The organism is Agrobacterium sp. B1(2019), assembly GCF_008274755.1.
GTDB classification, from domain to species: Bacteria; Pseudomonadota; Alphaproteobacteria; order Rhizobiales; family Rhizobiaceae; genus Agrobacterium; species Agrobacterium salinitolerans.
This window is the reverse complement of the sequence record NZ_VTPB01000001.1, coordinates 2,553,922-2,572,710: the sequence shown is the minus strand read 5'-3', so window position 1 is coordinate 2,572,710 and position 18,789 is coordinate 2,553,922. Positions and strand designations below refer to the sequence as shown.

The window sequence follows — 18,789 nt, the reverse complement described above, 5'->3', positions numbered from 1 at the left end:
CTTTACGTTGGAATTAGTCTTCGTCTGCTTCGTTTTCGTCGTTCTGGTTTGCGGCAGCGGCCTTGGCCGCCTTGTCTGCCCGAAGCGCATCACGAATAAGGTCGTCCGTCAGAATGAGCTTTGCATCCGAAAGCGCGGTGAACGGAACAATGACTGTCGGCTCTTCGCCATAAGCGATCTGGTCGCGTTCCAGCTTGAAGCCGTCAGCATCAACCTCAACGATCTTGCCGCGAAACCGCTTGCGGTTCTCGACCAGAATGGAGGTTTCGACCTTCACCAGATGGCCCTGCCAGCGGGTGAAATCCGATTTGCGAACCATCGGCCGGTCGATACCGGGCGATGAAACTTCGAGATGATACGCTTTATCGACCGGATCTTCCACATCAAGAACCGGTGAAATCGCCATCGAAATGGCTTCGCAGTCCTGAACGGTCATGGTTCCGTCTTCGCGCTCGGCCATCACCTGCAGCGTCATGCCGTTCTGGTTGGAGAGCCGCACGCGCACCAGGAGATATCCCATGCCCGTCAGAACAGGCTCGATGATCTCGGCAATGCGCTGGTCGATGCCTGTTTCGGTTATCAGTCGCGGTTCTTGTGCGGTATCTGCCATCTGGCCTTCCGGTCTTTGATGTTCATCGGGCAGTCAGCCCGTGGTTTCCGGTTCGCCTAACGAAAAAGAGCGGAGCCTTGCGGCCCCACTCTTCATCAAGCGATCAAGAATTTCAAAGGTCATATAGACCTATTGGGGCAGGATTGCAAGGTTTTCGCAGGCGTCTGTGTTTCGGTAACGGTCCGGCCACATTTTCACCCTTACCATGCCGGAAAGGCTGGCATGATCGCCGGCGCTGTCTATAGTTGCCGTTTGACAAATCGCAGTTGCATCAAGTGGACAGAGCGTGCCTGACCGTAAATCGCCACTCGCGCCTTTAAGGCATTTGACTTACAGACGAATCTGGATCGCCAGCCTCGCCTCGAATTTCGGCGGACTGATCCAGGCGGTGGGCGCCGCATGGATGATGACGTCGCTCTCAAGTTCGGAAAACATGATCGCGCTGGTGCAGGCCTCCACCTCTTTGCCGATCATGCTGTTCTCGCTGATTTCAGGCGCGCTGGCAGATAGTTTCGACCGCCGCCGCATCATGATTTCGGCGCAGCTCCTGATGCTGACGGCCTCCGTGCTGCTCACCGTCTTTGCCTGGTCCGGCTGGCTCACGCCCTGGCTGCTTCTCTTCTTCACCTTCATGATCGGCTGCGGCACCGCGCTCAACAATCCGTCCTGGCAGGCATCCGTCGGCGAGATGGTGCCGCGCGAGGATCTGCCCGCCGCCGTGACGCTGAACAGCGTCGGTTTCAATATTACCCGCAGTGTCGGCCCGGCCATCGGCGGCATCATCGTCGCGGCCGCCGGCGCAGCTGCCGCCTTTTTCGTGAATGCGCTGAGCTATTTCACGCTGATTTACGCCCTGTTTCGCTGGCAGCCGCCCAAATATGCCTCGACGCTGCCACGCGAGCAGCTTCTGGCCGCCATATCGGCCGGCATGCGCTATGTGGCGATGTCGCCCAATATCGGCAAGGTGCTGGTGCGAGGCTTCCTATTCGGCCTTTCCGCCAGCGCCATCCTTGCCTTGATGCCCATCGTCGCCCGCGATCTGGTCGAGGGCGGCCCCTTGACCTACGGCGTCATGCTGGGTGCATTCGGCGTCGGCGCCATCGGCGGCGCGCTGATCAGCGCCAGATTGCGCGAGGTTCTGTCCAGCGAATGGATCGTGCGCGTTGCCTTTTTAGGCTTCGCCTTCAGCGCCGGTGTGACGGCGGTGAGCACGAGCGCCATCATCACTTCACTGGTGCTGACCGTTGCTGGCGCCTGCTGGGTTCTGGCGCTGTCGCTCTTCAACACCATCGTCCAGCTCTCCACCCCGCGATGGGTGGTGGGCAGGGCGCTGTCGCTTTACCAGACGCTCACCTTCGGCGGCATTGCGGTCGGCAGCTGGCTGTGGGGCGAGCTGGCGGAAGATTACGGCATTTCCTATTCGCTGCTCTGTTCCTGCGCGCTGATGTTGCTTGGCGTCGTCGTCGGTCTCAAGCTCGCCATGCCGGCTTTCGCCTCGCTCAACCTCGATCCGCTCAACCGCTTCGTGGAGCCGCCGCTCAGACTTGATATCAAACCGCGCAGCGGGCCGATCGCCATTCTGATCGATTACGAAATCCATGACGAGGATCTCGGCGAATTCCTGCCGCTGATGGCCGAGCGCCGCCGTATCCGCATCCGGGACGGCGCCCGCAACTGGAACCTGATGCGCGATCTGGAAAACCCCGACATCTGGACCGAAAGCTACCATGTGCCGACATGGGTGGAGTATGTCCGCCACAACCACCGCCGCACCCAGGCGGATGCGGAGGCCTGGGACCGGCTGCTCGAGCTTCACCGTGGCAAGACGCGACCCCGGGTTCATCGGATGATCGAGCGGCAGACCATTCCACCGACCGACGATATCTTTCACAAGCCCCATACCGATCAACATTGAGAGGCGAGGGCTAAGGCGGATTATCTCAGTTTCGCCTTCAGCGTCGCATCGGGAAAGCAGGTCGGCGACAGGCCGTTCTTCACCTGCCAGTTCCCGAGCGACCGGCGCGTCTTGAAACCGGCCAGCCCGTCCGCCTTGCCGACATCGTAACCTTTGGCCACAAGCGCCTTCTGCATGGCGAGAACATCCGAGCGCAGCATCGATCCGACATTGCCCCACTCACCCTTGAAAGGTCCCGCCCCATGGGCGATGCGGTCAGCGAGATTGCCGATGAACAGCGCGTAGAGATCGGAATTGTTATATTCTTTGATGACGTAGAAATTCGGCGTCACCACAAATTCCGGCCCGTGCCGCCCGGCCGGCACCAGCATCATGCCGTCGGCGGTCAGGTCATTGGCCGGAAAAGCTTTTCCGGAAATGCGGGTAATGCCCATCTTCGCCCAGTCGGCCACCGGCCGGGCAAGATCAGGGCCTTCCTGCGCGCAGGAGACATTGGCGGGGATCGCAACTTCAAAACCCCAATCGCGATTGCGCTGCCAGCCGCGCTGGGAAAGATAGTTCGCTATGGATGCCAGCGCATCCGGCACGGAACTCCAGATATCGCGGTGGCCGTCGCCATCGAAATCCACGGCATATTTGAGGTAGCTCGACGGCATGAATTGTGGCTGGCCAAGCGCGCCGGCCCAGGAACCCATCATGCGCGAGGCCGCGATATCGCCGCTTTCGACGATCTTCAGCGCGTCGATCAGCTCGGCGCGGAACATCTCCTTGCGGGTCGACATATAGGCTTTCGTGGCCAGCACATCGACCACGGAATGCGGCAGTTTTGCCCGGCCGAAACCGGATTCGCGGCCCCAAATCGCAACGATGATCTCGCCGGGCACACCATATTCCGCTTCAATCCGCCGCAGCGTCGCGGCGTGCGTGGCGGCAAGCGAACGACCGGTGCTGGCAAGCCCCTGCAGTCGCTTTTCGGAGAAATAAGCGCCGGGCGATGAAAATTCCGCCTGGCTCTGGCTCTGCTCCTTTGGCGGCTTCTGACCGGGAATGACGAGATCGGGCAGGTTCCAGCTGATGGAGAGACCGCTGAGCGTGGCTTCAAGCGTCTTTTGGGAAATGCCAGCCTTACGGGCTTCCGGCCAGATTTCCTTTTTCAGCCACGCGTTAAATTCGGAGTCATATCGGGCTGCCGCTGCGCCTGTCGGCACCGACTGCGCCAGGGCCGTCGTTGCGGAAAAAATGGAAAGAAGTGCAGCCAGTGCCTTCGAGGCGAAATGGTGTCGCATTTGGTCTCCTCTTGAATGACGGGGAGTATAGAGACTTCAGATCGTCGTTCGCGCCCGAAGCGCCGCCGTCAACGTACCCTCATCGAGATAGTCAAGTTCGCCGCCCACCGGCACGCCATGCGCAAGCCGGGTGATCTTGATGTCGAGACCGGAAAGGCGGTCGGTGATGTAGTGGGCGGTTGCCTGTCCCTCCACCGTCGCATTGACGGCGATGATAAGCTCGCGGATACCGCCGGCGCTGACACGGTCGATCAGGCCCTTGATATTCAGGTCCTCCGGTCCGACGCCATCAAGCGGCGACAATGTACCGCCCAGAACGTGATAGGCTGTGTTCATCGCGCCCGTGCGTTCCAGCGCCCACAAATCCGACACGTCTTCCACCACGATGATGACTGACTGGTCGCGCCGGTCATCGGCGCAGACGGTGCAGGGATCGATCGTATCGACATTGCCGCAGCAGGAGCAAATCTTCACCTTGTCATAGGCTTCGCCCATGGCATGACCCAGCGGCCCGAGAAGTTGCTCTTTCTTCTTGATGAGATGCAACGCCGCACGCCGCGCCGAACGGGGGCCGAGCCCCGGCACTTTTGCCAGAAGCTGGATCAGTTTTTCAATTTCGGGACCGGTGACTCGTTTTGCCATGAGCGCTTTCTACTGCATAAATCGGGAAACGGGAATCATGAAGCTCAAGGGGCAAACCATGAAAATTAGGGCGGTATGCCGCGGCGAGGCAAAAAGCCTGCCGGGAAAGACGACGAAGACAGGCATCTTCAAACACGCCGTGCAGGGCCCGGTCATGGTTGACGCGGAAGGTATCGTCAGTGACGCCGTCTGCAATCGCAAACATCACGGCGGGCCGGATCAGGCGATTTACGTCATGGGGTCCGTCGATCTCGACTTCTGGTCCCGCTCTCTGGATTTTGTGGTCGAACCGGGATTTTTCGGTGAAAACCTCGTGCTGGAGGATGTCGACAGCGCAAAACTCCATGTCGGCGACAGGTTTTCGGCCAGCGAAGTCGTGCTGGAGGTGACCGCCGCCCGTATTCCCTGCGCCACGCTGTCGGCCCACATCGGCGATCCCGATTTCGCACCGCGCTTCCGGCAGGCTGGTCAGCCAGGTTTTTATTGCCGGGTGTTGAAAGGCGGAATGCTCACGGCCGGAGAGGATATCGCCTTCGAACCCTATCGGGGAACGAAACTGCCGATACCGACTATTCTGCAGCGCTTCCGCCCCATGCAACTCGGTGCAGCCGAACGCAGGGCCTATCTCGAAACGCCGCTTGCAAGCCGGTTCCGCGCGATGCTGGAAGCCTAGACCCTGTCTTGACGCGAGGATGGCGTGCGTCACGCCATCCTCTTCGGTCGGATTATATCAGAACGGGAATTTCATGCCGGGCGGCAGCGGCAGACCGGCGGTCAGGCCGGCCATCTTTTCCTGCGCCTGCGCTTCGCCCTTTTCCTTGGCGTCCTTGTGGGCAGCCACGATCAGGTCTTCGAGGATTTCTACCTCGTCTTCCTTGAACAGCGAAGGATCGATTTTCAGGCCGCGCATTTCGCCCTTGCCGTTGAGAATGACGGTCACCAGACCGCCGCCGGCCCTGCCTTCGACTTCAAGGGCGGCGATTTCTTCCTGCACCTTCTCCATCTTGGACTGCATTTCCTTGACCTTGCCCATCATGCCCATGATGTCACGCATGTGCCAAACTCCTGTTCTTCTTGCTTAAAATTCGATGTCGTCGCCGGGAAGGATGTCGCCTTCGCTCGATTCGGCGACCGATGGCGGCGCGATCTCTTCGGCCTCATCCTGTGCGGCGGCGCGGATGCGCACGTCGGTGATTTTTGCACCGGGAAACTGCGCCAGAATGGCGGCGACGTCAGGATCCTGGCGCGCATCGACAAGACGGGCATCCCGGGCATTGCCTTCAGCTTCGACGAGGGTCGGTTCGCCCTGTTCCTTGCTGAGGCTTATGATCCAGTGGATACCGGTCCATTCCTTGAGCTTGACGCCAAGCTCGCCGGGCAGAGAGCCGGGCGCGCCTTCGCCGAGGCGCATATCAAGTCGGCCGGGCTCCAGCCGCACCAGCCGCACAAAGTTGCGCACCTTCGCCCGCATGACGGGATCCCGGTTCTTCTGGCAGAGATCGGCAATATCCTGCACCGAATTGACAGGAACCTTTGGCTCCGGGCGATCTTCGGTTTTCGGGGCTGCAACCTGCATTTCCTGTGGGCGGCTGTCTGGAACGGCGCGCAGCATCGTGGAGGGCTGCAGACCGGCCTGCCTCGGGGCGGCAAATTCTGCAGGTCTTGCCGCTGCCACGGTCTGCGCCGACGAATAGGCGCGCGCGCCACCACCATTGCCGCCGCCTGAAGGCCCGCCATTGGCGTAACCGCCCTCGCCACTGGAAAGCTCCGCCAAGCGCCGCGCGGCATCTTCCGGTGCGGGCAGATTGGCGGCGTGCGAAAGCCTGATCAGCACCATTTCGGCCGCACCCGCCGGGCGTGAGGCGTTTTCCGTTTCCGGAATGCCCTTCAGCAGCATCTGCCAGATGCGCGACAGCGCCGTCACCGCGATGGTTTCGGCAAACTCCGCGCCACGCACGCGTTCGATCTCGGAAAGCGAGGGGTCTTCCGCCGCGTCAGGCACATATTTCATGCGGGTGACGAGATGGGTGAAATCGGCAAGATCGTTCAATACGACGACGGGGTTCGCGCCCGCCTCATATTGTCCGTTGAATTCCGAAAGGGCTGCTGCGACATCGCCTTTGACGACATGCTGGAAGAGATCGACGATGCGGGCACGGTCGGCAAGGCCGAGCATACCGCGCACCGCTTCGGCCTCCACGCGGCCTCCGCCATGGGCAATAGCCTGATCGAGCAGGGAAAGGCCGTCACGCGCGGAACCTTCGGCGGCGCGGGCGATCATCGACAGCGCCTGCGAATCGGCTTCGAAACCCTCCTTGCCCGCAATGGCGGTGAACAGGCCGACCAGATCGGCGGCGCTGATGCGGCGCAGGTCGAAACGCTGGCAGCGCGACAGCACGGTGATCGGAACCTTGCGGATTTCGGTGGTCGCAAAGATGAATTTCACATGCTCCGGCGGCTCTTCCAAGGTCTTCAGAAGACCGTTGAAAGCCTGCGTCGACAGCATGTGCACTTCGTCGATGATGTAGACCTTGTAGCGCGCCGAGACCGGGCGATAGCGCACCTGTTCGATGATCTCGCGAATATCGTCGATGCCGGTATGGGAGGCGGCGTCCATTTCGATGACGTCGACATGCCGACCTTCCATGATCGCCTGGCAATGCTCGCCGGGAATACGAAGGTCGATGGTCGGTTTGTCGATGGTGTCGGTCTTGTAGTTCAACGCGCGGGCGAGAATACGGGCCGTGGTTGTCTTGCCCACGCCGCGAACGCCGGTCAGCATATAGGCCTGAGCGATGCGTCCGGTCTCGAACGCGTTGGTCAGCGTGCGGACCATCGGCTCCTGGCCGACCATCAGATCGGAAAAATCCTTGGGGCGATATTTGCGCGCCAGTACCCGGTAGCCGGTCCCGACCTGGGATTCGCTTGTTGTGGTGGGTACGGTGTCGCTCATCGCCTCGCCAGTTTGTTTTGCCAGTTATCTTGGGGCGCTGAACTGGCCCGGCGAAAGCTGAGCACGTCTTTTAAAAAAAGGTGGGAGGCTGGCACGGCGACCCGTGCCGGGCTCGTTAGGGCTGCTTCCTTCCGGACCTGACCCGGTTGGCGAGTGGCTCGTCCACCACCAACCTCCCGGGCCACATATCGGCAATATCGAAAGCAAATGCAAGCCAAGCCTTCAAAAAACTGCTATCACAATGAAAACAAACATGGAGGACACCTTGGAGACATTCCGGCTGGACGACAGACTGGCGCGCGACAGCGTGCTTGTGACGCGTTTGGGACTATGTGAACTGCGTTTGCAAAACGACAAACGCTGGCCCTGGCTGGTGCTGGTGCCGCAGCGGGACGGCGTCAGCGAATTGTTCGATCTCACCCCGCTTGACCAGGCGGTGCTGACATTCGAGACCAATCTCGTCGCCTCTGCCTTGAAAGAAATCACCGGAGCCACCAAGATCAATGTCGGTGCTTTGGGCAATATCGTCCGGCAGCTTCATGTCCATATAATCGCCCGTAATGAAGGCGATACCTGCTGGCCGGGTCCCATCTGGGGTCACGGAACGGCGGTGCCTTACGCGGCGGGTGAAAAGGAAGTTTTGATGAAAAAGATCTCCGGCGCGCTCTGATGATTTCCATGAAAATTTTTGAAACCACTGCCCCCCATCCCGAAGCAAGCCTGCTGACAGCCTTTTCCAAGAACGCCCTCGACCGTTTTGCCGAAAAACGGTCGGAAGAGTGCGTTGCCGATGCGCTCAAAGTCGATGGCACTCATATTTTTGCCTTCTCGGGAAACCGGCTTGTCCTGAAACATGACGAGCAGGTCATCGATCCCCTGTTTTCCGCCTATGAGTTGGCCGAGTTGCAGCCGGATTTCGACAATGCCGTGCTGCTCGGATATCGCGAAACCGGCGAGCCGAGAATTGCGGTGCCGGTCGCCGTGGCCGAGGATCAGCTGGCGAGCCACTATAAACTCGCCGACGCCCGTACCCTTTATCGCGATCATCTTCTCGATGAGGAATTGCTGAGCGAGGTTGCCCAGGCCGTCAGCCTCACCCATTGGAACGCCGACAATCGATTTTGCGGTAAGTGCGGCGGTGCCATGGAGCTGCGCATCGGTGGCTACAAGCGTATCTGCGCCGCCTGCAACCACACGATTTTTCCCCGCACGGATCCTGTCGTCATCATGATGACGATCGATATCGAGCGTGATCTCTGCCTGCTCGGCCGCGGTGCGCATTTTGCACCGGGCATGTATTCGTGTCTTGCCGGCTTTGTGGAGCCGGGCGAAACCATCGAGCAGGCCGTCCGCCGCGAAACGCATGAGGAATCCGGTGTTGAAGTCGGTCGCGTGCGTTATCACGCGTCGCAGCCCTGGCCGATGCCGCATACACTGATGATCGGCTGTTATGCAGAGGCGCTGTCTTTCGATATTGCCCGCGATGAGATCGAACTGGAGGATTGCCGCTGGTTCACACGGGCGGACGTCGCAAAGATGCTGGAGACTGCAACGGGTGAGGGCTTTTCCGCGCCTCCCGGCGGCGCCATCGCGCACCGGCTGATGCGCGACTGGGTGGAATGGACGAAATAATCGCGTTTGGCAGGCTCAACCCTGATTGAGCTTGCCGCGCATCGCATGGCCCTTGTAGACGCCGAGAATGCGGACTTTTTCAGAGAAGAAGCGCAGCTCGTCCAGCGCATGCCGCACCGGCTCGTCATCGGGATGGCCTTCGATATCGGCATAAAACTGCGTCGCCACGAATTTACCGCCGAGCTGATAGCTTTCGAGCTTCGTCATGTTGATGCCGTTCGTCGCGAAACCGCCCATGGCCTTGTAGAGCGCAGCCGGAATATTGCGAACATTGAAAACGAAGGTGGTGACGACGATTTCGTCGCTCGATTGACGCTTGGCCCAGTTTTCATCGCGGGAAAGCACAACGAAACGCGTGACGTTGTTTTCCGAATCCTCGACGTTTTCAGCGAGAATATCGAGGCCGTAGAGGCTGGCGGCAAGGCGCGGCGCAAGTGCCGCCATGCTGCGGTCGCCCTTTTCAGATACCAGTCTCGCGGAGCCCGCCGTGTCGCCGGCGATGACGGGCTTCCAGCCGTTCGAGCGGATGATTTTCCGGCATTGGCCCAGCGCGTGAATGTGGCTGTGGACAGTTCGGATCTCGTCCTTTTTCACGCCCGGCATCACCATCAGCTGAAAGCGGATCGGCATAAAATATTCGCCGATGATGTGCAGACGCGATTCCGGCAGCAGGTGATGAATATCCGCAACGCGGCCGGCCAGCGTGTTTTCAATCGGGATCATGCCGAGATCGGCTTCGCCGTTTTCAATGGCGTTGAAGGCGTCCTCGAATGTCGGGCAAGGCAAGGGCTCCATATCCGGGAACATGTCACGGCAGGCCATATCGGAATTCGCACCGAATTCGCCCTGGAAGGCAATGCGATTTGTGCTCAAGGTCATGGGACTTTCCGTTAGAGAGTTCTGCTTGCGAGGATTTTGCGGGCTTTTTCCAGATCGTGTGGCGTGTCGACACCGAGCGGCACGGAACTGACGATTTCGGCGTCGATGCGCATGCCCGCTTCCAGCGCGCGCAGCTGTTCCAGCCTTTCGCGCTTTTCCAGCGGCGAAGGCGGCAGGCTCACGAATGTCTCAAGTGCTGCACGGCGATAGGTGTAAAGCCCGATATGATGATAAAGCGGACCATCGCCATATGGGGCGGTGGTGCGGGTAAAATAAAGCGCCCGCAGCCGTGTGTCGGAAAGCGGGCTGCCAACGACTTTCACCACGTTCGGATTGGTTTTTTCTTCCTCGTCGGTGATTTCGACCGTCAGTGTCGCAATATCGACGGCGGCATTTTCCAGCGGACGCAGCGAAGCGCGGATCGTCTCCGCTTCGATGGTCGGAAGATCGCCCTGGACATTGATGACATATTCCGCATTGCCGTAGGGGTCGGCTTTCTGCAGCGCTTCGAAAATCCGGTCCGACCCTGATTGGTGGTCGTCGCGAGTCATCATCACGTCAAAACCGGCATTCTGAACCGCGGAAAATACCTGTTCGTCATCGACCGCAACGACGATTCGTTCGGCGCCTGCCTCGCGCGCCCGAAGGGCCACCTGCACGATCATCGGCTTGCCGCCAATGTCGGCGAGCGGCTTGCCCGGCAGGCGCGTGGATGCCATCCGCGCCGGTATGAGGACGACAGCTTTCTCGAATTCCCGATTCTTCATCCGACACCCTTCAAATCCCGCCCGAAAAGTGTCAAAACGTCACGGTGTGGGGACCATTATTCAAGTTGCGCAGGCTGTGCAAAAGCCATAGCTTTCGAGTAATTTCAAGATGCCCGGTTATATGGAGCGGATGCGAGGGAGCGCATATAGATGAATTCTTATGTTAATATGGGCGTTGGGGCGTTGCTGGGCACGGTTTTCGTTCTGATGTCGGTGTCGATTGCCTCTGAGGGCATTTTTCATGCGCCGGCGCCCGAGAAGGAAGGTTACGCCATTGCTGCGGCAGAGGGTGGCGGCGAAGCAGCCGGCGGAGAAGCCGCGGCAGCCGCGACGCCGATCGCGCAATTGCTTGCGAGCGCCGATGCCGCCAAAGGCGAGACGGTCTTCAAGAAATGTACGAGCTGTCATACCGGAGAGAGTGGTGGTGCAAACAAGGTCGGCCCCAATCTCTTCGATGTCGTCAACCGGCCGATCGCCAGCCACGAAGGTTTCAGCTATTCTGCGGGGATGAAGGATTTCTCCAAAGGCGGTTCCGTTCACTGGGATTACGATCATCTCAACTACTTCCTCGAAGCTCCGAAGAAACACGTTCCCGGCACGGCCATGGGCTTTGCAGGCGTGAAGAAGGAAACCGAAAGAGCCGATCTCATCGCTTATCTGCGCTCGCTGTCGGCAAACCCGGCACCGCTTCCGGATCCGAATGCGGCGCCCGCACCGATGAACTGATGGTCATGATGGTTTCATGGATAAAAGCCCGGCATCGCTGCCGGGCTTTTATTTTTGTGCGGGTTGCTAATGCGGCAATGGCGCCTGATGAATCAGAAGCCCTTGCCGCCGCGCAATTCGGAAATCACCGTTCCGACCATGATCTTGATATCCAGCCAGATCGAAAAATTGTCGACGTAATAAAGATCGGAGACGATTCGGGCGCGGGCCTTGTCGCTGCGATCCGTCGGGCCGCGCAATCCTCGCATCTGGGCTAGGCCGGTAATGCCCGGTCGCACCCTGTGCCGCATATGGTAGTGTGGCACAAGCTCTTCATAAAGACGACCGGCCGCCAGCATGCCGATGGCATGGCAGCGAGGCCCGACCAGTGACATATCGCCTTTCAGCACATTCAGAAGCTGCGGCAGTTCATCGATATTGGTGCGGCGAAGAATTGCGCCGATCCGGGTTATTCTGGGATCGTTCTTCACCGTTTGCGCCACGCCGGTGGCATCACAAAGGTCGGTCCTCATGGAGCGGAATTTATAGACACGGATTTTCCGCCCGTTCATGCCCCACCGGACCTGCGAAAACAGGACCGGCCCCTTGCTGTCGAGTTTGACCATCACTGCTACAGTGAGCAACACCGGCGCGAGCGCGACAAGGGCGATGGACGCCCCTGCAATATCCATCGTTCTTTTGAGCGCGAACTGGCCGCGCAGGAACGCGGAGACGGTTTTTTCCGAAGAGGAAGGTTGCGTTTCCGGCGATTCGAAAGTTGTGGCTGCGGAATAGGAGGCACCGTAAAAAACGGCATGCGATGAGCCTTTAGTACCCAGCATAATATAAAGCCCTGAAAAGTTATTTTGATAGAAGAAAATTAATTTATATGAACGATTAATAATTCATTTACCGTAAAAAGTCATCCGAAATGTAACCGCCACGGCGGAAATGGCAATCTACGGTTAATACGACTACACGCGGATGTTGCGGCGCTGGCATCATCTCCGCTCGTGGCTGCGGAGACGGCCAGTCGCATGGAACCAAATCCTGCAAAATCGGGAGTTTCCATGCAGTGCTGGCGAAATCGCCATCGGCCCTGAGAGCAGCGCCTTTCGGTCACTCTAAGCCGTCAGTTTCCCATCAGAATATCGAGCAGGGTCGTCTGCTTCGGTCCGGATGGCGCCTGACCGCCGATATCGGCGGGAGGTACAGGCCCGTTGCCGGCTGAATAGCCAGGCTCGATATCGCGGGAAGGGATATTTGCCGGCGGCATCGGCATACCCGGCTGATTCGGGTTCGGCGCAACCGGGGCTTGGGGATAGGCACGGGTATCCGCAGTACCGCCTCCAAGCGCATTGGAAATGATATCGCCGATGGAGGAGGGTGCGTTTTCCGGTGCCGGCTGCTGCATTTCCCCAAGCGGCGGCACGCCGCCTGCGCCAAGCCCGAAGAGCGGCGAGGGCGAAAGCCCCGAATGGGCGGCGGTCATGAAGTCTTTCCAGGCCTTTGCGGGAAGCCCACCGCCGGTGACCTTCTTCATTGATGTGCCGTCGTCATTGCCGAACCAGACGCCTGTGGTCAGGTTGCTTGTATAACCGACAAAAAGGGCGTCGCGGAAGGACTGGGTCGTGCCGGATTTTCCTGCCGCCTGCCAGCCCTTCAGCCGTGCCGCCCTGCCGGTGCCTTCGGTGATGACGCGCGACAGCATGCTGTTCATGGTCGCGGCGATCTCTTCGCTCAGCACGCGCGGCGGATTGTCGTATTTGTTTTCGTAAAGCACTTTGCCGTCGGCATCGGTGATGCGTTTGACGATATGTGGTGTCGCCTTGTAGCCACCATTCATGAAGGGAGCATAGGAGGCGGTCAGCTCCATCAGCGACACTTCCGAGGTGCCGAGCGCGATGGAAGCATTGTTCTGCAGCTCGGATTCGATGCCCATGCGATGGGCCACCTGTGTCACCCGTTCCGGGCCGACTTCCATCACCAGTTGTGCGGCGATCGTGTTCAGCGAATTGGCAAGCGCAGTGGCGAGCGTGACTTCGCCGCGATATTTCTTCTCGTAATTTTCCGGTGTCCAGTTGCCAATTCGCACCGGTGCGTCATTGCGGATCGTGTAGGGGGTAAGCCCCGATTCGAGTGCGGCGACGTAAACGAAGGGCTTGAAAGCCGAGCCGGGTTGCCGTTTTGCCTTCACGGCGCGGTTGAACTGGCTTTCCGCATAATCCGCTCCACCGACGACCGCGCGGATCGCACCCGTACCATCGATGGAAACCAGCGCCGCCTGCGAAGCGCCCTGCTTCTTGCCGTCACCCTGCAGCACATGGGTCAGCGCCTTCTCGGCGTCGCGCTCGAGATTGGGGTCGATGGTGGTATCGACAACGATGTCCTGCTTGACCTCGCCGACCAGGCTGCGCACTTCTTCCAGCACCATATCGGCGGCGTAATGCTCGGCGCCCGACCAGAAACGTTTCGCCTTGGTCGGGGGCTGCGACATGGCGGTCTTGATTTCGTCATCGGTGATGAAACCGACATCGCGCATGGATTGCAGCACGACCTGCGCCCGTTCTTCTGCCGCCTGCGGATCGCGCGCCGGTGAAAGGCGTGAAGGGGCTTTGAGAAGCCCGGCGAGCATGGCCGCCTCGCCCAGATTGACGTCGCGCGCGGATTTGTTGAAGTAGCGCCTAGACGCCGCCTCGACGCCATAGGCGTTGGAGCCGAAATAGACGCGATTGAGATACATCGCGAGAATCTGATCCTTGGTGAACTTGTGCTCCAGCCAGAAGGACAGCAGCACTTCCTGAACCTTGCGTTCCAGCGTCCTGTCCGGCGAAAGGAACAGGTTTTTCGCGAGCTGCTGCGTCAGAGTCGAGCCGCCCTGCACGGCCCGCCCCGTCAGCACATTCGTGACGATGGCGCGTCCGAGGCCGAGCGGATCGACCCCGAAATGCGAATAAAACCGCCGATCCTCGATCGCCATGACGGCCTGCGGAATATAGGGCGACATATCTTCCAGCGCGAGCGCCTCACCGCCGGTGGTGCCGCGATTGGCCAGCACGCTGCCATTGACCGAAACGATCTTCACATTCGGCGGACGTTCGGGAATGGACCAGCTGCTGGCGCTCGGCATGCGCGCGCCGTAATAGAGAACAAGACCTGCGACACCGATGCCGCCCCAGATGCCGAGTACGATGCACCAATAAACGAGGGAGCGAATGAAACCTGCTGCGCCGCGGCCGAAACTGCGGGTGTGCTTTTCTTTTTTTCTGGATTTTGTGCGGCCGGATGTCGGCTTGGGTTTTCTGGCTTGATGCTTTGTGGTTCCGCTGATGCGCTCGCTGGCGTCAAGACGCAGGTCATCACCGGACTCGTGGAAATCCCCGAAGGAGGGTTCTACCCGTTCGCGTGATTTACCTTTGCCTGCCATCCAGCCGAAGTCGCTCCTATTTGCGAAACCGCGCACATCCCGTTCGGGTTTAAGGCGTCTATGCCTGCGCGATTCTTAATCCAGGATGAAGAGTTTAAATGCGGCAATTTAAGGCGGGGTTAAGTCTTGGCCGGATCAAATCGGCGTCATTGGCAGACGTCGACCCATTCCGCTCCAGTCAATTCGGCCATAATCTCCGGCGAAATCTTCACCGCCGCATTGGTGGCGCCGGCCGCGGGAACCACCTCGCGGTAGTTTTTCAGCGATATGTCGCAAAACACCGGAAGCCGGGAAGGCAGGCCGAAAGGGCACACGCCGCCGATGGGATGGCTGGTCACGGCAACAACCTCTTCCGGTCCGAGCATACGCGGCTTTACGCCGAAATGATCGCGGAATTTGCGGTTGTCGAGCCGCTTCATGCCGGCGGCGACGACGAGAAGAATGGTTTCACCCGCCTTCAGGCAAATGGTTTTCGCAATCTGGTCAGGGTCGACACCATGCGCTTCGGCGGCCAAGGCGACGGTCGCCGAACTCGTTTCCGTTTCAATCACGACAATTTCGGGTGACTTTTCGGTGAAAAAAGCTCTGACGGATTCGATAGACATGCGTGTTTATTAGGCGTTACGCGGAGAAGCTTCAAGTCGCCCCGGAATAGCTATGCAATATACGCAATGCTGCGCTGCGATGAAACGTCTGTTTTTTAAGCGGCGATCCTGTATCTTCAAATCATCGAAGCGACGCACTCCTCCTCCCAGCGTCGCCCGATTGGACTGACAATACTCCTCCTCCCAATTGTCAGTCAGTTTCAAGAACCCGGCGCACCTCCTCCCGCGCCGGGTTTTTGCTTTTTGGCGATTTGGTTGTCGCCTCGCCCGTCTCCTCTCGGCGACTGCTCTGTTCAAAGAAACTTGACTTTGAGCCCCTTCCAACCTACGTACTTCGCCATCGATATTTGTTTGACGACCAGAGCTTCGGCGTCTTTTTAGACGCTCACGACGATCTTTTCCTTCAAATTCGACCCAAGTCCGCACTGCTTGCAGTGCAAATACAATTGCCAACGGAAGGAAATCGTTATGGCGACTGGTACAGTAAAGTGGTTCAACGCAACCAAGGGCTACGGCTTCATTCAGCCTGACGACGGTTCGCAGGACGTATTCGTTCACATCTCCGCTGTTGAGCGTGCGGGCCTTACCGCTCTCAACGACGGCCAGAAGCTCTCCTACGAGCTGATGCAGGACCGCCGCTCGGGCAAGATGTCCGCAGGCAACCTCGTTGCTGCCTGATAAGCGTTTTGGCCCGAAAGGGTCACTCGCATGAATGGAAAGGCCGGATTTTTCCGGCCTTTTTTCTTTTGAAAGACGCGGCGAACAGGCGGGCCTTGAAAAGGCGCAAGTGCATACCAATATAGGGTTCAACAGTGTTTCGGATGAGAGCTGTCAGGCGGGCATTTTGAAAGTGCCGCTGTTATCGTGTTAACCAAAGATTAACCGAAGCAGCCGATCCTGATGGTGAAATGCAGCGGCCATGGAAGTGGACGCGCTCTGGAACATCACCGTTGAACGCTTTGACCACGGATGTACTGGCATTGGCGGAAAACGGATGGAAAGGTCGGGCTTGCCCGGCCTTTTTGTTTTTGCGATGAGCAAACGGAAAGGGAGGAAGCGCCGGGTAACCGGTGCTTCCTCTTTTTTTGTCATTTTGCCGCGAGCGCGTCCAGAATGCGGACCCAGGAGCGGATGCCCTTGTGGAAGGACTGCAGATCGTATTTTTCATTCGGTGAATGAATGCGGTCGTCGGTAAGGCCGAACCCGACAAGCAGCGAATCCATGCCCAGCATCGTCTGGAAATCGCCGACGATCGGGATCGAGCCGCCCATGCCGATGACAACGGCGGGTTTTGGCCACTCTTCCGAAAGGGCATTCTTGGCTTTGGTGAGCACGGGCGAATCGTAGGACAGCTGGATGGCCGGTGATGCGCCATGTTCGTGGAACTCCACGGAGCAATCGGCCGGAATTCTGGATCGCACATAGGCCCGGAAGCTGTCGCGAATGGCTGCGGGGTTCTGCTCGCCGACGAGGCGGAACGACACCTTCGCCGAGGCTTTCGCGGCGATCACGGTCTTGAAACCGTCGCCGGTATAACCGCCGATGATGCCGTTGACTTCCGCCGTCGGCCGCGCCCAGGTCTGCTCCAGCACGGAGCGGCCCTTTTCGCCCGAGGGGACCGAAAGGCCGACTTCACCGAGGAAGGCTTCCGCCGTGCGGCCAAGCGTTTCCCAGGAGGCCTTGATGTTGGCAGGGGTTTCTTCCACACCGTCATAAAAACCGGCAAGCGTCACGCGGCCCGTCTCGTCATGCAGTCCGGCGAGGACATCGGTGAGGATGTGGATCGGGTTTGCGGCGGCGCCGCCAAAAAGGCCGGAATGCAGGTCGCGATCAGCCGCAGTAATGGTGATCTCTTCGCCAACCAGGCCGCGAAGGGCAGCGGCGATGGCGGGCGTATCCCGGTCCCACATGCCGGTATCGCAGACCAGCGCGTAATCGGCCTTCAGCTCCTGCGCATTGGCGTCGAGGAACGGCTTCAGTGAAGGCGAGCCGGATTCCTCTTCGCCTTCAAAAAGAATGGTAACGCGCACCGGCAGGCCGCCATTGACAGCCTTGTACGCTCGGCAGGCTTCCACGAAGGTCATCAGCTGGCCTTTGTCGTCCGCCGTACCGCGCCCCGTGATCACCTTACGGCCGGCGCCGATATCCTTGATAGCAGGTTCGAACGGATCGTTTTCCCAGAGCTCGAGCGGATCGACCGGCTGTACGTCATAATGGCCGTAGAAAAGCACATGCGGCGCGTCCTTGGTGGCGGCGTCATGGTGCGCGACCACCATGGGGTGGCCAGCGGTGTCGCGCACGGAGGCCGTAAAGCCGAGCGCTGAAAGCGTTCTGACCAGCCATTCCGCCGCCTTGCGGCATTCCGCCTTGTAGGCAGGGTCCGTCGAAATCGAGGGAATGCGCACGAGTTCGAACAGTCGCTCAAGGCTGGAGGTGAGATTGTCGTCGGCGGTGGAAAGAATGGGGGAAACGTCTGTCATCGCTGATCCTGTCATGTCTGTCGTGACCCGGCGATAAGATGAAACATCCGGGCATCGCGCATCGCGGGAAACAAGGGGGCCGGCACGTCGTGAATCGGCAGACGTGCGGCCGCCGGAACGATAGAGCAGTTCAGGGAAAGTGCGAAGCGGTTTCGGGCTGTAAATGCTATTTCGCTTTTTTGGCGCTTTCGATCGCCCGGCGCATATATTCCAGCAGAAGCTGTTTCTCGAAACGCCGGAAATCCTTGAGTAACGCACCTTCGGTGGCTTCGGAGGCGGCAATGGCGTTGGCTTCCAAATCCCTACCGCGCTGGGTCAGTTCGATGATCTGGGCGCGGCGGTCGCTCGGATGGGATTTGCGGACGATCAGCCCGTCGCGCTCCATGCGCGAGAGCGTATTGGCGAGCGTTGCCTGTTCGACATCGATTCTATCGAGCAATTGCCGCTGCGTCAGGCCGTCCTCATGCCAGAGTTCGATGAGGATGGGGAATTGCCCGGGCGAGAAACCCAGGGCGGCGGCTCTTTTCTGCAGCGCCATCGTGAATTCCCGCGCCATTCTCGAGGCGAGATAGATTGCCGATTCGTCCCGGGAAAAACCCATTCTTCCGCCCATAAAGCATCACGGCCGGCTCCGCCCGGCAATTCAATAGCGCGATATATATCGCATGGTATGTTTAAGCCAGCCCGAAATAGCGCATAAAATAAAACCGCCATGGCCGGGAGGGGTCGGCCATGGCGGTCATATTGGAGGACAAAGGCCCGGAGAGGGGGAAAGGCCTTTGTCCGGTCTGACGCGGCGGGGGACGAGCCAGCTATCAGACTACGGCGTGATCAGGCGCCGTCCTCTATGAAATGTGTCTCCAAATGCGGCTTTTCAAGGGAAATGCG

18 protein-coding genes and 1 other RNA gene are annotated in these 18,789 nt (G+C 59.2%); 6 read left to right on the top strand and 13 right to left on the bottom strand.

Features of this window, described 5'->3' with window-relative positions; all coding sequences use genetic code 11:
• Positions 1-13: 13 nt before the first annotated feature.
• Complete coding sequence (gene rimP, locus AGR1_RS12925; protein WP_077983273.1) at positions 14-610, bottom strand: ribosome maturation factor RimP; 597 nt, start codon at positions 608-610, stop codon at positions 14-16.
• 286 nt (positions 611-896) lie between these two features.
• On the opposite strand from rimP, the gene AGR1_RS12920 reads away from it, so the two are divergent.
• The gene (locus AGR1_RS12920; protein ID WP_004439071.1) at positions 897-2,525 is read left to right on the top strand and encodes an MFS transporter; all 1,629 of its coding nucleotides are present in this window, start codon (positions 897-899) and stop codon (positions 2,523-2,525) included.
• Between the two features lie 20 nt (positions 2,526-2,545).
• Here the strand turns inward: AGR1_RS12920 and AGR1_RS12915 are convergent, their stop codons facing one another.
• Together AGR1_RS12915 and recR are read right to left on the bottom strand one after the other, a co-directional pair.
• Positions 2,546-3,811 (bottom strand): lytic murein transglycosylase, encoded by a 1,266-nt coding sequence (locus AGR1_RS12915; RefSeq protein ID WP_149147068.1) that lies wholly within the window; start codon positions 3,809-3,811, stop codon positions 2,546-2,548.
• 36 nt (positions 3,812-3,847) lie between these two features.
• Positions 3,848-4,453 (bottom strand): recombination mediator RecR, encoded by a 606-nt coding sequence (gene recR, locus AGR1_RS12910; protein WP_003507177.1) that lies wholly within the window; start codon positions 4,451-4,453, stop codon positions 3,848-3,850.
• Positions 4,454-4,490: 37 nt separating this feature from the next.
• Between recR and AGR1_RS12905 the strand changes: the two genes are divergently transcribed.
• Complete coding sequence (locus tag AGR1_RS12905; protein ID WP_162927470.1) at positions 4,491-5,126, top strand: MOSC domain-containing protein; 636 nt, start codon at positions 4,491-4,493, stop codon at positions 5,124-5,126.
• Between the two features lie 57 nt (positions 5,127-5,183).
• Here the strand turns inward: AGR1_RS12905 and AGR1_RS12900 are convergent, their stop codons facing one another.
• The 3 genes from AGR1_RS12900 to ffs form a co-directional block, all read right to left on the bottom strand.
• Positions 5,184-5,507, bottom strand: coding sequence for a YbaB/EbfC family nucleoid-associated protein (locus tag AGR1_RS12900; RefSeq protein WP_003507179.1), 324 nt, complete (start codon positions 5,505-5,507; stop codon positions 5,184-5,186).
• 24 nt (positions 5,508-5,531) lie between these two features.
• Complete coding sequence (locus tag AGR1_RS12895; RefSeq protein ID WP_149147067.1) at positions 5,532-7,406, bottom strand: DNA polymerase III subunit gamma/tau; 1,875 nt, start codon at positions 7,404-7,406, stop codon at positions 5,532-5,534.
• Positions 7,407-7,486: 80 nt separating this feature from the next.
• Positions 7,487-7,583: signal recognition particle sRNA small type (gene ffs / locus AGR1_RS12890), an RNA gene on the bottom strand.
• Between the two features lie 64 nt (positions 7,584-7,647).
• Between ffs and AGR1_RS12885 the strand changes: the two genes are divergently transcribed.
• Positions 7,648-8,076, top strand: a complete 429-nt coding sequence (locus tag AGR1_RS12885; RefSeq protein WP_187772134.1) for an HIT family protein — start codon at positions 7,648-7,650, stop codon at positions 8,074-8,076.
• A complete protein-coding gene (nudC, locus tag AGR1_RS12880; protein WP_080791959.1) occupies positions 8,076-9,038 on the top strand; it encodes an NAD(+) diphosphatase in 963 nt (320 codons plus the stop codon). The genes AGR1_RS12885 and nudC overlap by 1 nt, the downstream gene beginning before the upstream one ends.
• A gap of 15 nt (positions 9,039-9,053) precedes the next feature.
• Here nudC and AGR1_RS12875 read toward each other — a convergent pair whose 3' ends face one another.
• Positions 9,054-9,917, bottom strand: coding sequence for a prephenate dehydratase (locus AGR1_RS12875; RefSeq protein ID WP_080791958.1), 864 nt, complete (start codon positions 9,915-9,917; stop codon positions 9,054-9,056).
• Between the two features lie 11 nt (positions 9,918-9,928).
• On the bottom strand, positions 9,929-10,684 hold the full coding sequence (locus AGR1_RS12870; protein ID WP_149147066.1) for a 3-deoxy-manno-octulosonate cytidylyltransferase: 756 nt from the start codon (positions 10,682-10,684) through the stop codon (positions 9,929-9,931).
• A 150-nt stretch (positions 10,685-10,834) separates the two neighbouring features.
• Here AGR1_RS12870 and AGR1_RS12865 point away from each other — a divergent pair, with 150 nt between their 5' ends.
• Positions 10,835-11,410, top strand: coding sequence for a cytochrome c family protein (locus AGR1_RS12865; RefSeq protein WP_080791954.1), 576 nt, complete (start codon positions 10,835-10,837; stop codon positions 11,408-11,410).
• A gap of 92 nt (positions 11,411-11,502) precedes the next feature.
• Here AGR1_RS12865 and AGR1_RS12860 read toward each other — a convergent pair whose 3' ends face one another.
• The 3 genes from AGR1_RS12860 to AGR1_RS12850 form a co-directional block, all read right to left on the bottom strand.
• Positions 11,503-12,231 (bottom strand): sugar transferase, encoded by a 729-nt coding sequence (locus tag AGR1_RS12860; protein WP_080791952.1) that lies wholly within the window; start codon positions 12,229-12,231, stop codon positions 11,503-11,505.
• 290 nt (positions 12,232-12,521) lie between these two features.
• Complete coding sequence (locus AGR1_RS12855; protein WP_149147065.1) at positions 12,522-14,816, bottom strand: transglycosylase domain-containing protein; 2,295 nt, start codon at positions 14,814-14,816, stop codon at positions 12,522-12,524.
• Positions 14,817-14,962: 146 nt separating this feature from the next.
• Positions 14,963-15,421, bottom strand: coding sequence for a YbaK/EbsC family protein (locus tag AGR1_RS12850; RefSeq protein WP_080791947.1), 459 nt, complete (start codon positions 15,419-15,421; stop codon positions 14,963-14,965).
• A 468-nt stretch (positions 15,422-15,889) separates the two neighbouring features.
• Here AGR1_RS12850 and AGR1_RS12840 point away from each other — a divergent pair, with 468 nt between their 5' ends.
• A complete protein-coding gene (locus tag AGR1_RS12840; protein ID WP_003492998.1) occupies positions 15,890-16,099 on the top strand; it encodes a cold shock domain-containing protein in 210 nt (69 codons plus the stop codon).
• Between the two features lie 410 nt (positions 16,100-16,509).
• On the opposite strand, the gene AGR1_RS12830 is transcribed toward AGR1_RS12840, so the two are convergent.
• A complete protein-coding gene (locus tag AGR1_RS12830; RefSeq protein ID WP_149147063.1) occupies positions 16,510-17,901 on the bottom strand; it encodes a dipeptidase in 1,392 nt (463 codons plus the stop codon).
• A gap of 166 nt (positions 17,902-18,067) precedes the next feature.
• On the bottom strand, positions 18,068-18,502 hold the full coding sequence (locus AGR1_RS12825) for a MarR family transcriptional regulator (RefSeq protein ID WP_162927468.1): 435 nt from the start codon (positions 18,500-18,502) through the stop codon (positions 18,068-18,070).
• Positions 18,503-18,789 lie beyond the last annotated feature (287 nt).

Coding starts and splice junctions, on each gene's coding strand:
- AGR1_RS12830 (WP_149147063.1), bottom strand. CDS start 17,901: ATGACAGACGTTTCCCCCATTCTTTCCACCGCCGACGACAATCTCACC.
- AGR1_RS12900 (WP_003507179.1), bottom strand. CDS start 5,507: ATGCGTGACATCATGGGCATGATGGGCAAGGTCAAGGAAATGCAGTCC.
- AGR1_RS12855 (WP_149147065.1), bottom strand. CDS start 14,816: ATGGCAGGCAAAGGTAAATCACGCGAACGGGTAGAACCCTCCTTCGGG.
- AGR1_RS12840 (WP_003492998.1), top strand. CDS start 15,890: ATGGCGACTGGTACAGTAAAGTGGTTCAACGCAACCAAGGGCTACGGC.
- AGR1_RS12860 (WP_080791952.1), bottom strand. CDS start 12,231: ATGCTGGGTACTAAAGGCTCATCGCATGCCGTTTTTTACGGTGCCTCC.
- AGR1_RS12895 (WP_149147067.1), bottom strand. CDS start 7,406: ATGAGCGACACCGTACCCACCACAACAAGCGAATCCCAGGTCGGGACC.
- AGR1_RS12885 (WP_187772134.1), top strand. CDS start 7,648: ATGAAAACAAACATGGAGGACACCTTGGAGACATTCCGGCTGGACGAC.
- AGR1_RS12915 (WP_149147068.1), bottom strand. CDS start 3,811: ATGCGACACCATTTCGCCTCGAAGGCACTGGCTGCACTTCTTTCCATT.
- AGR1_RS12875 (WP_080791958.1), bottom strand. CDS start 9,917: ATGACCTTGAGCACAAATCGCATTGCCTTCCAGGGCGAATTCGGTGCG.
- recR (WP_003507177.1), bottom strand. CDS start 4,453: ATGGCAAAACGAGTCACCGGTCCCGAAATTGAAAAACTGATCCAGCTT.
- AGR1_RS12905 (WP_162927470.1), top strand. CDS start 4,491: ATGAAGCTCAAGGGGCAAACCATGAAAATTAGGGCGGTATGCCGCGGC.
- rimP (WP_077983273.1), bottom strand. CDS start 610: ATGGCAGATACCGCACAAGAACCGCGACTGATAACCGAAACAGGCATC.
- AGR1_RS12870 (WP_149147066.1), bottom strand. CDS start 10,684: ATGAAGAATCGGGAATTCGAGAAAGCTGTCGTCCTCATACCGGCGCGG.
- AGR1_RS12865 (WP_080791954.1), top strand. CDS start 10,835: ATGAATTCTTATGTTAATATGGGCGTTGGGGCGTTGCTGGGCACGGTT.
- AGR1_RS12825 (WP_162927468.1), bottom strand. CDS start 18,502: ATGGGTTTTTCCCGGGACGAATCGGCAATCTATCTCGCCTCGAGAATG.
- nudC (WP_080791959.1), top strand. CDS start 8,076: ATGATTTCCATGAAAATTTTTGAAACCACTGCCCCCCATCCCGAAGCA.
- AGR1_RS12850 (WP_080791947.1), bottom strand. CDS start 15,421: ATGTCTATCGAATCCGTCAGAGCTTTTTTCACCGAAAAGTCACCCGAA.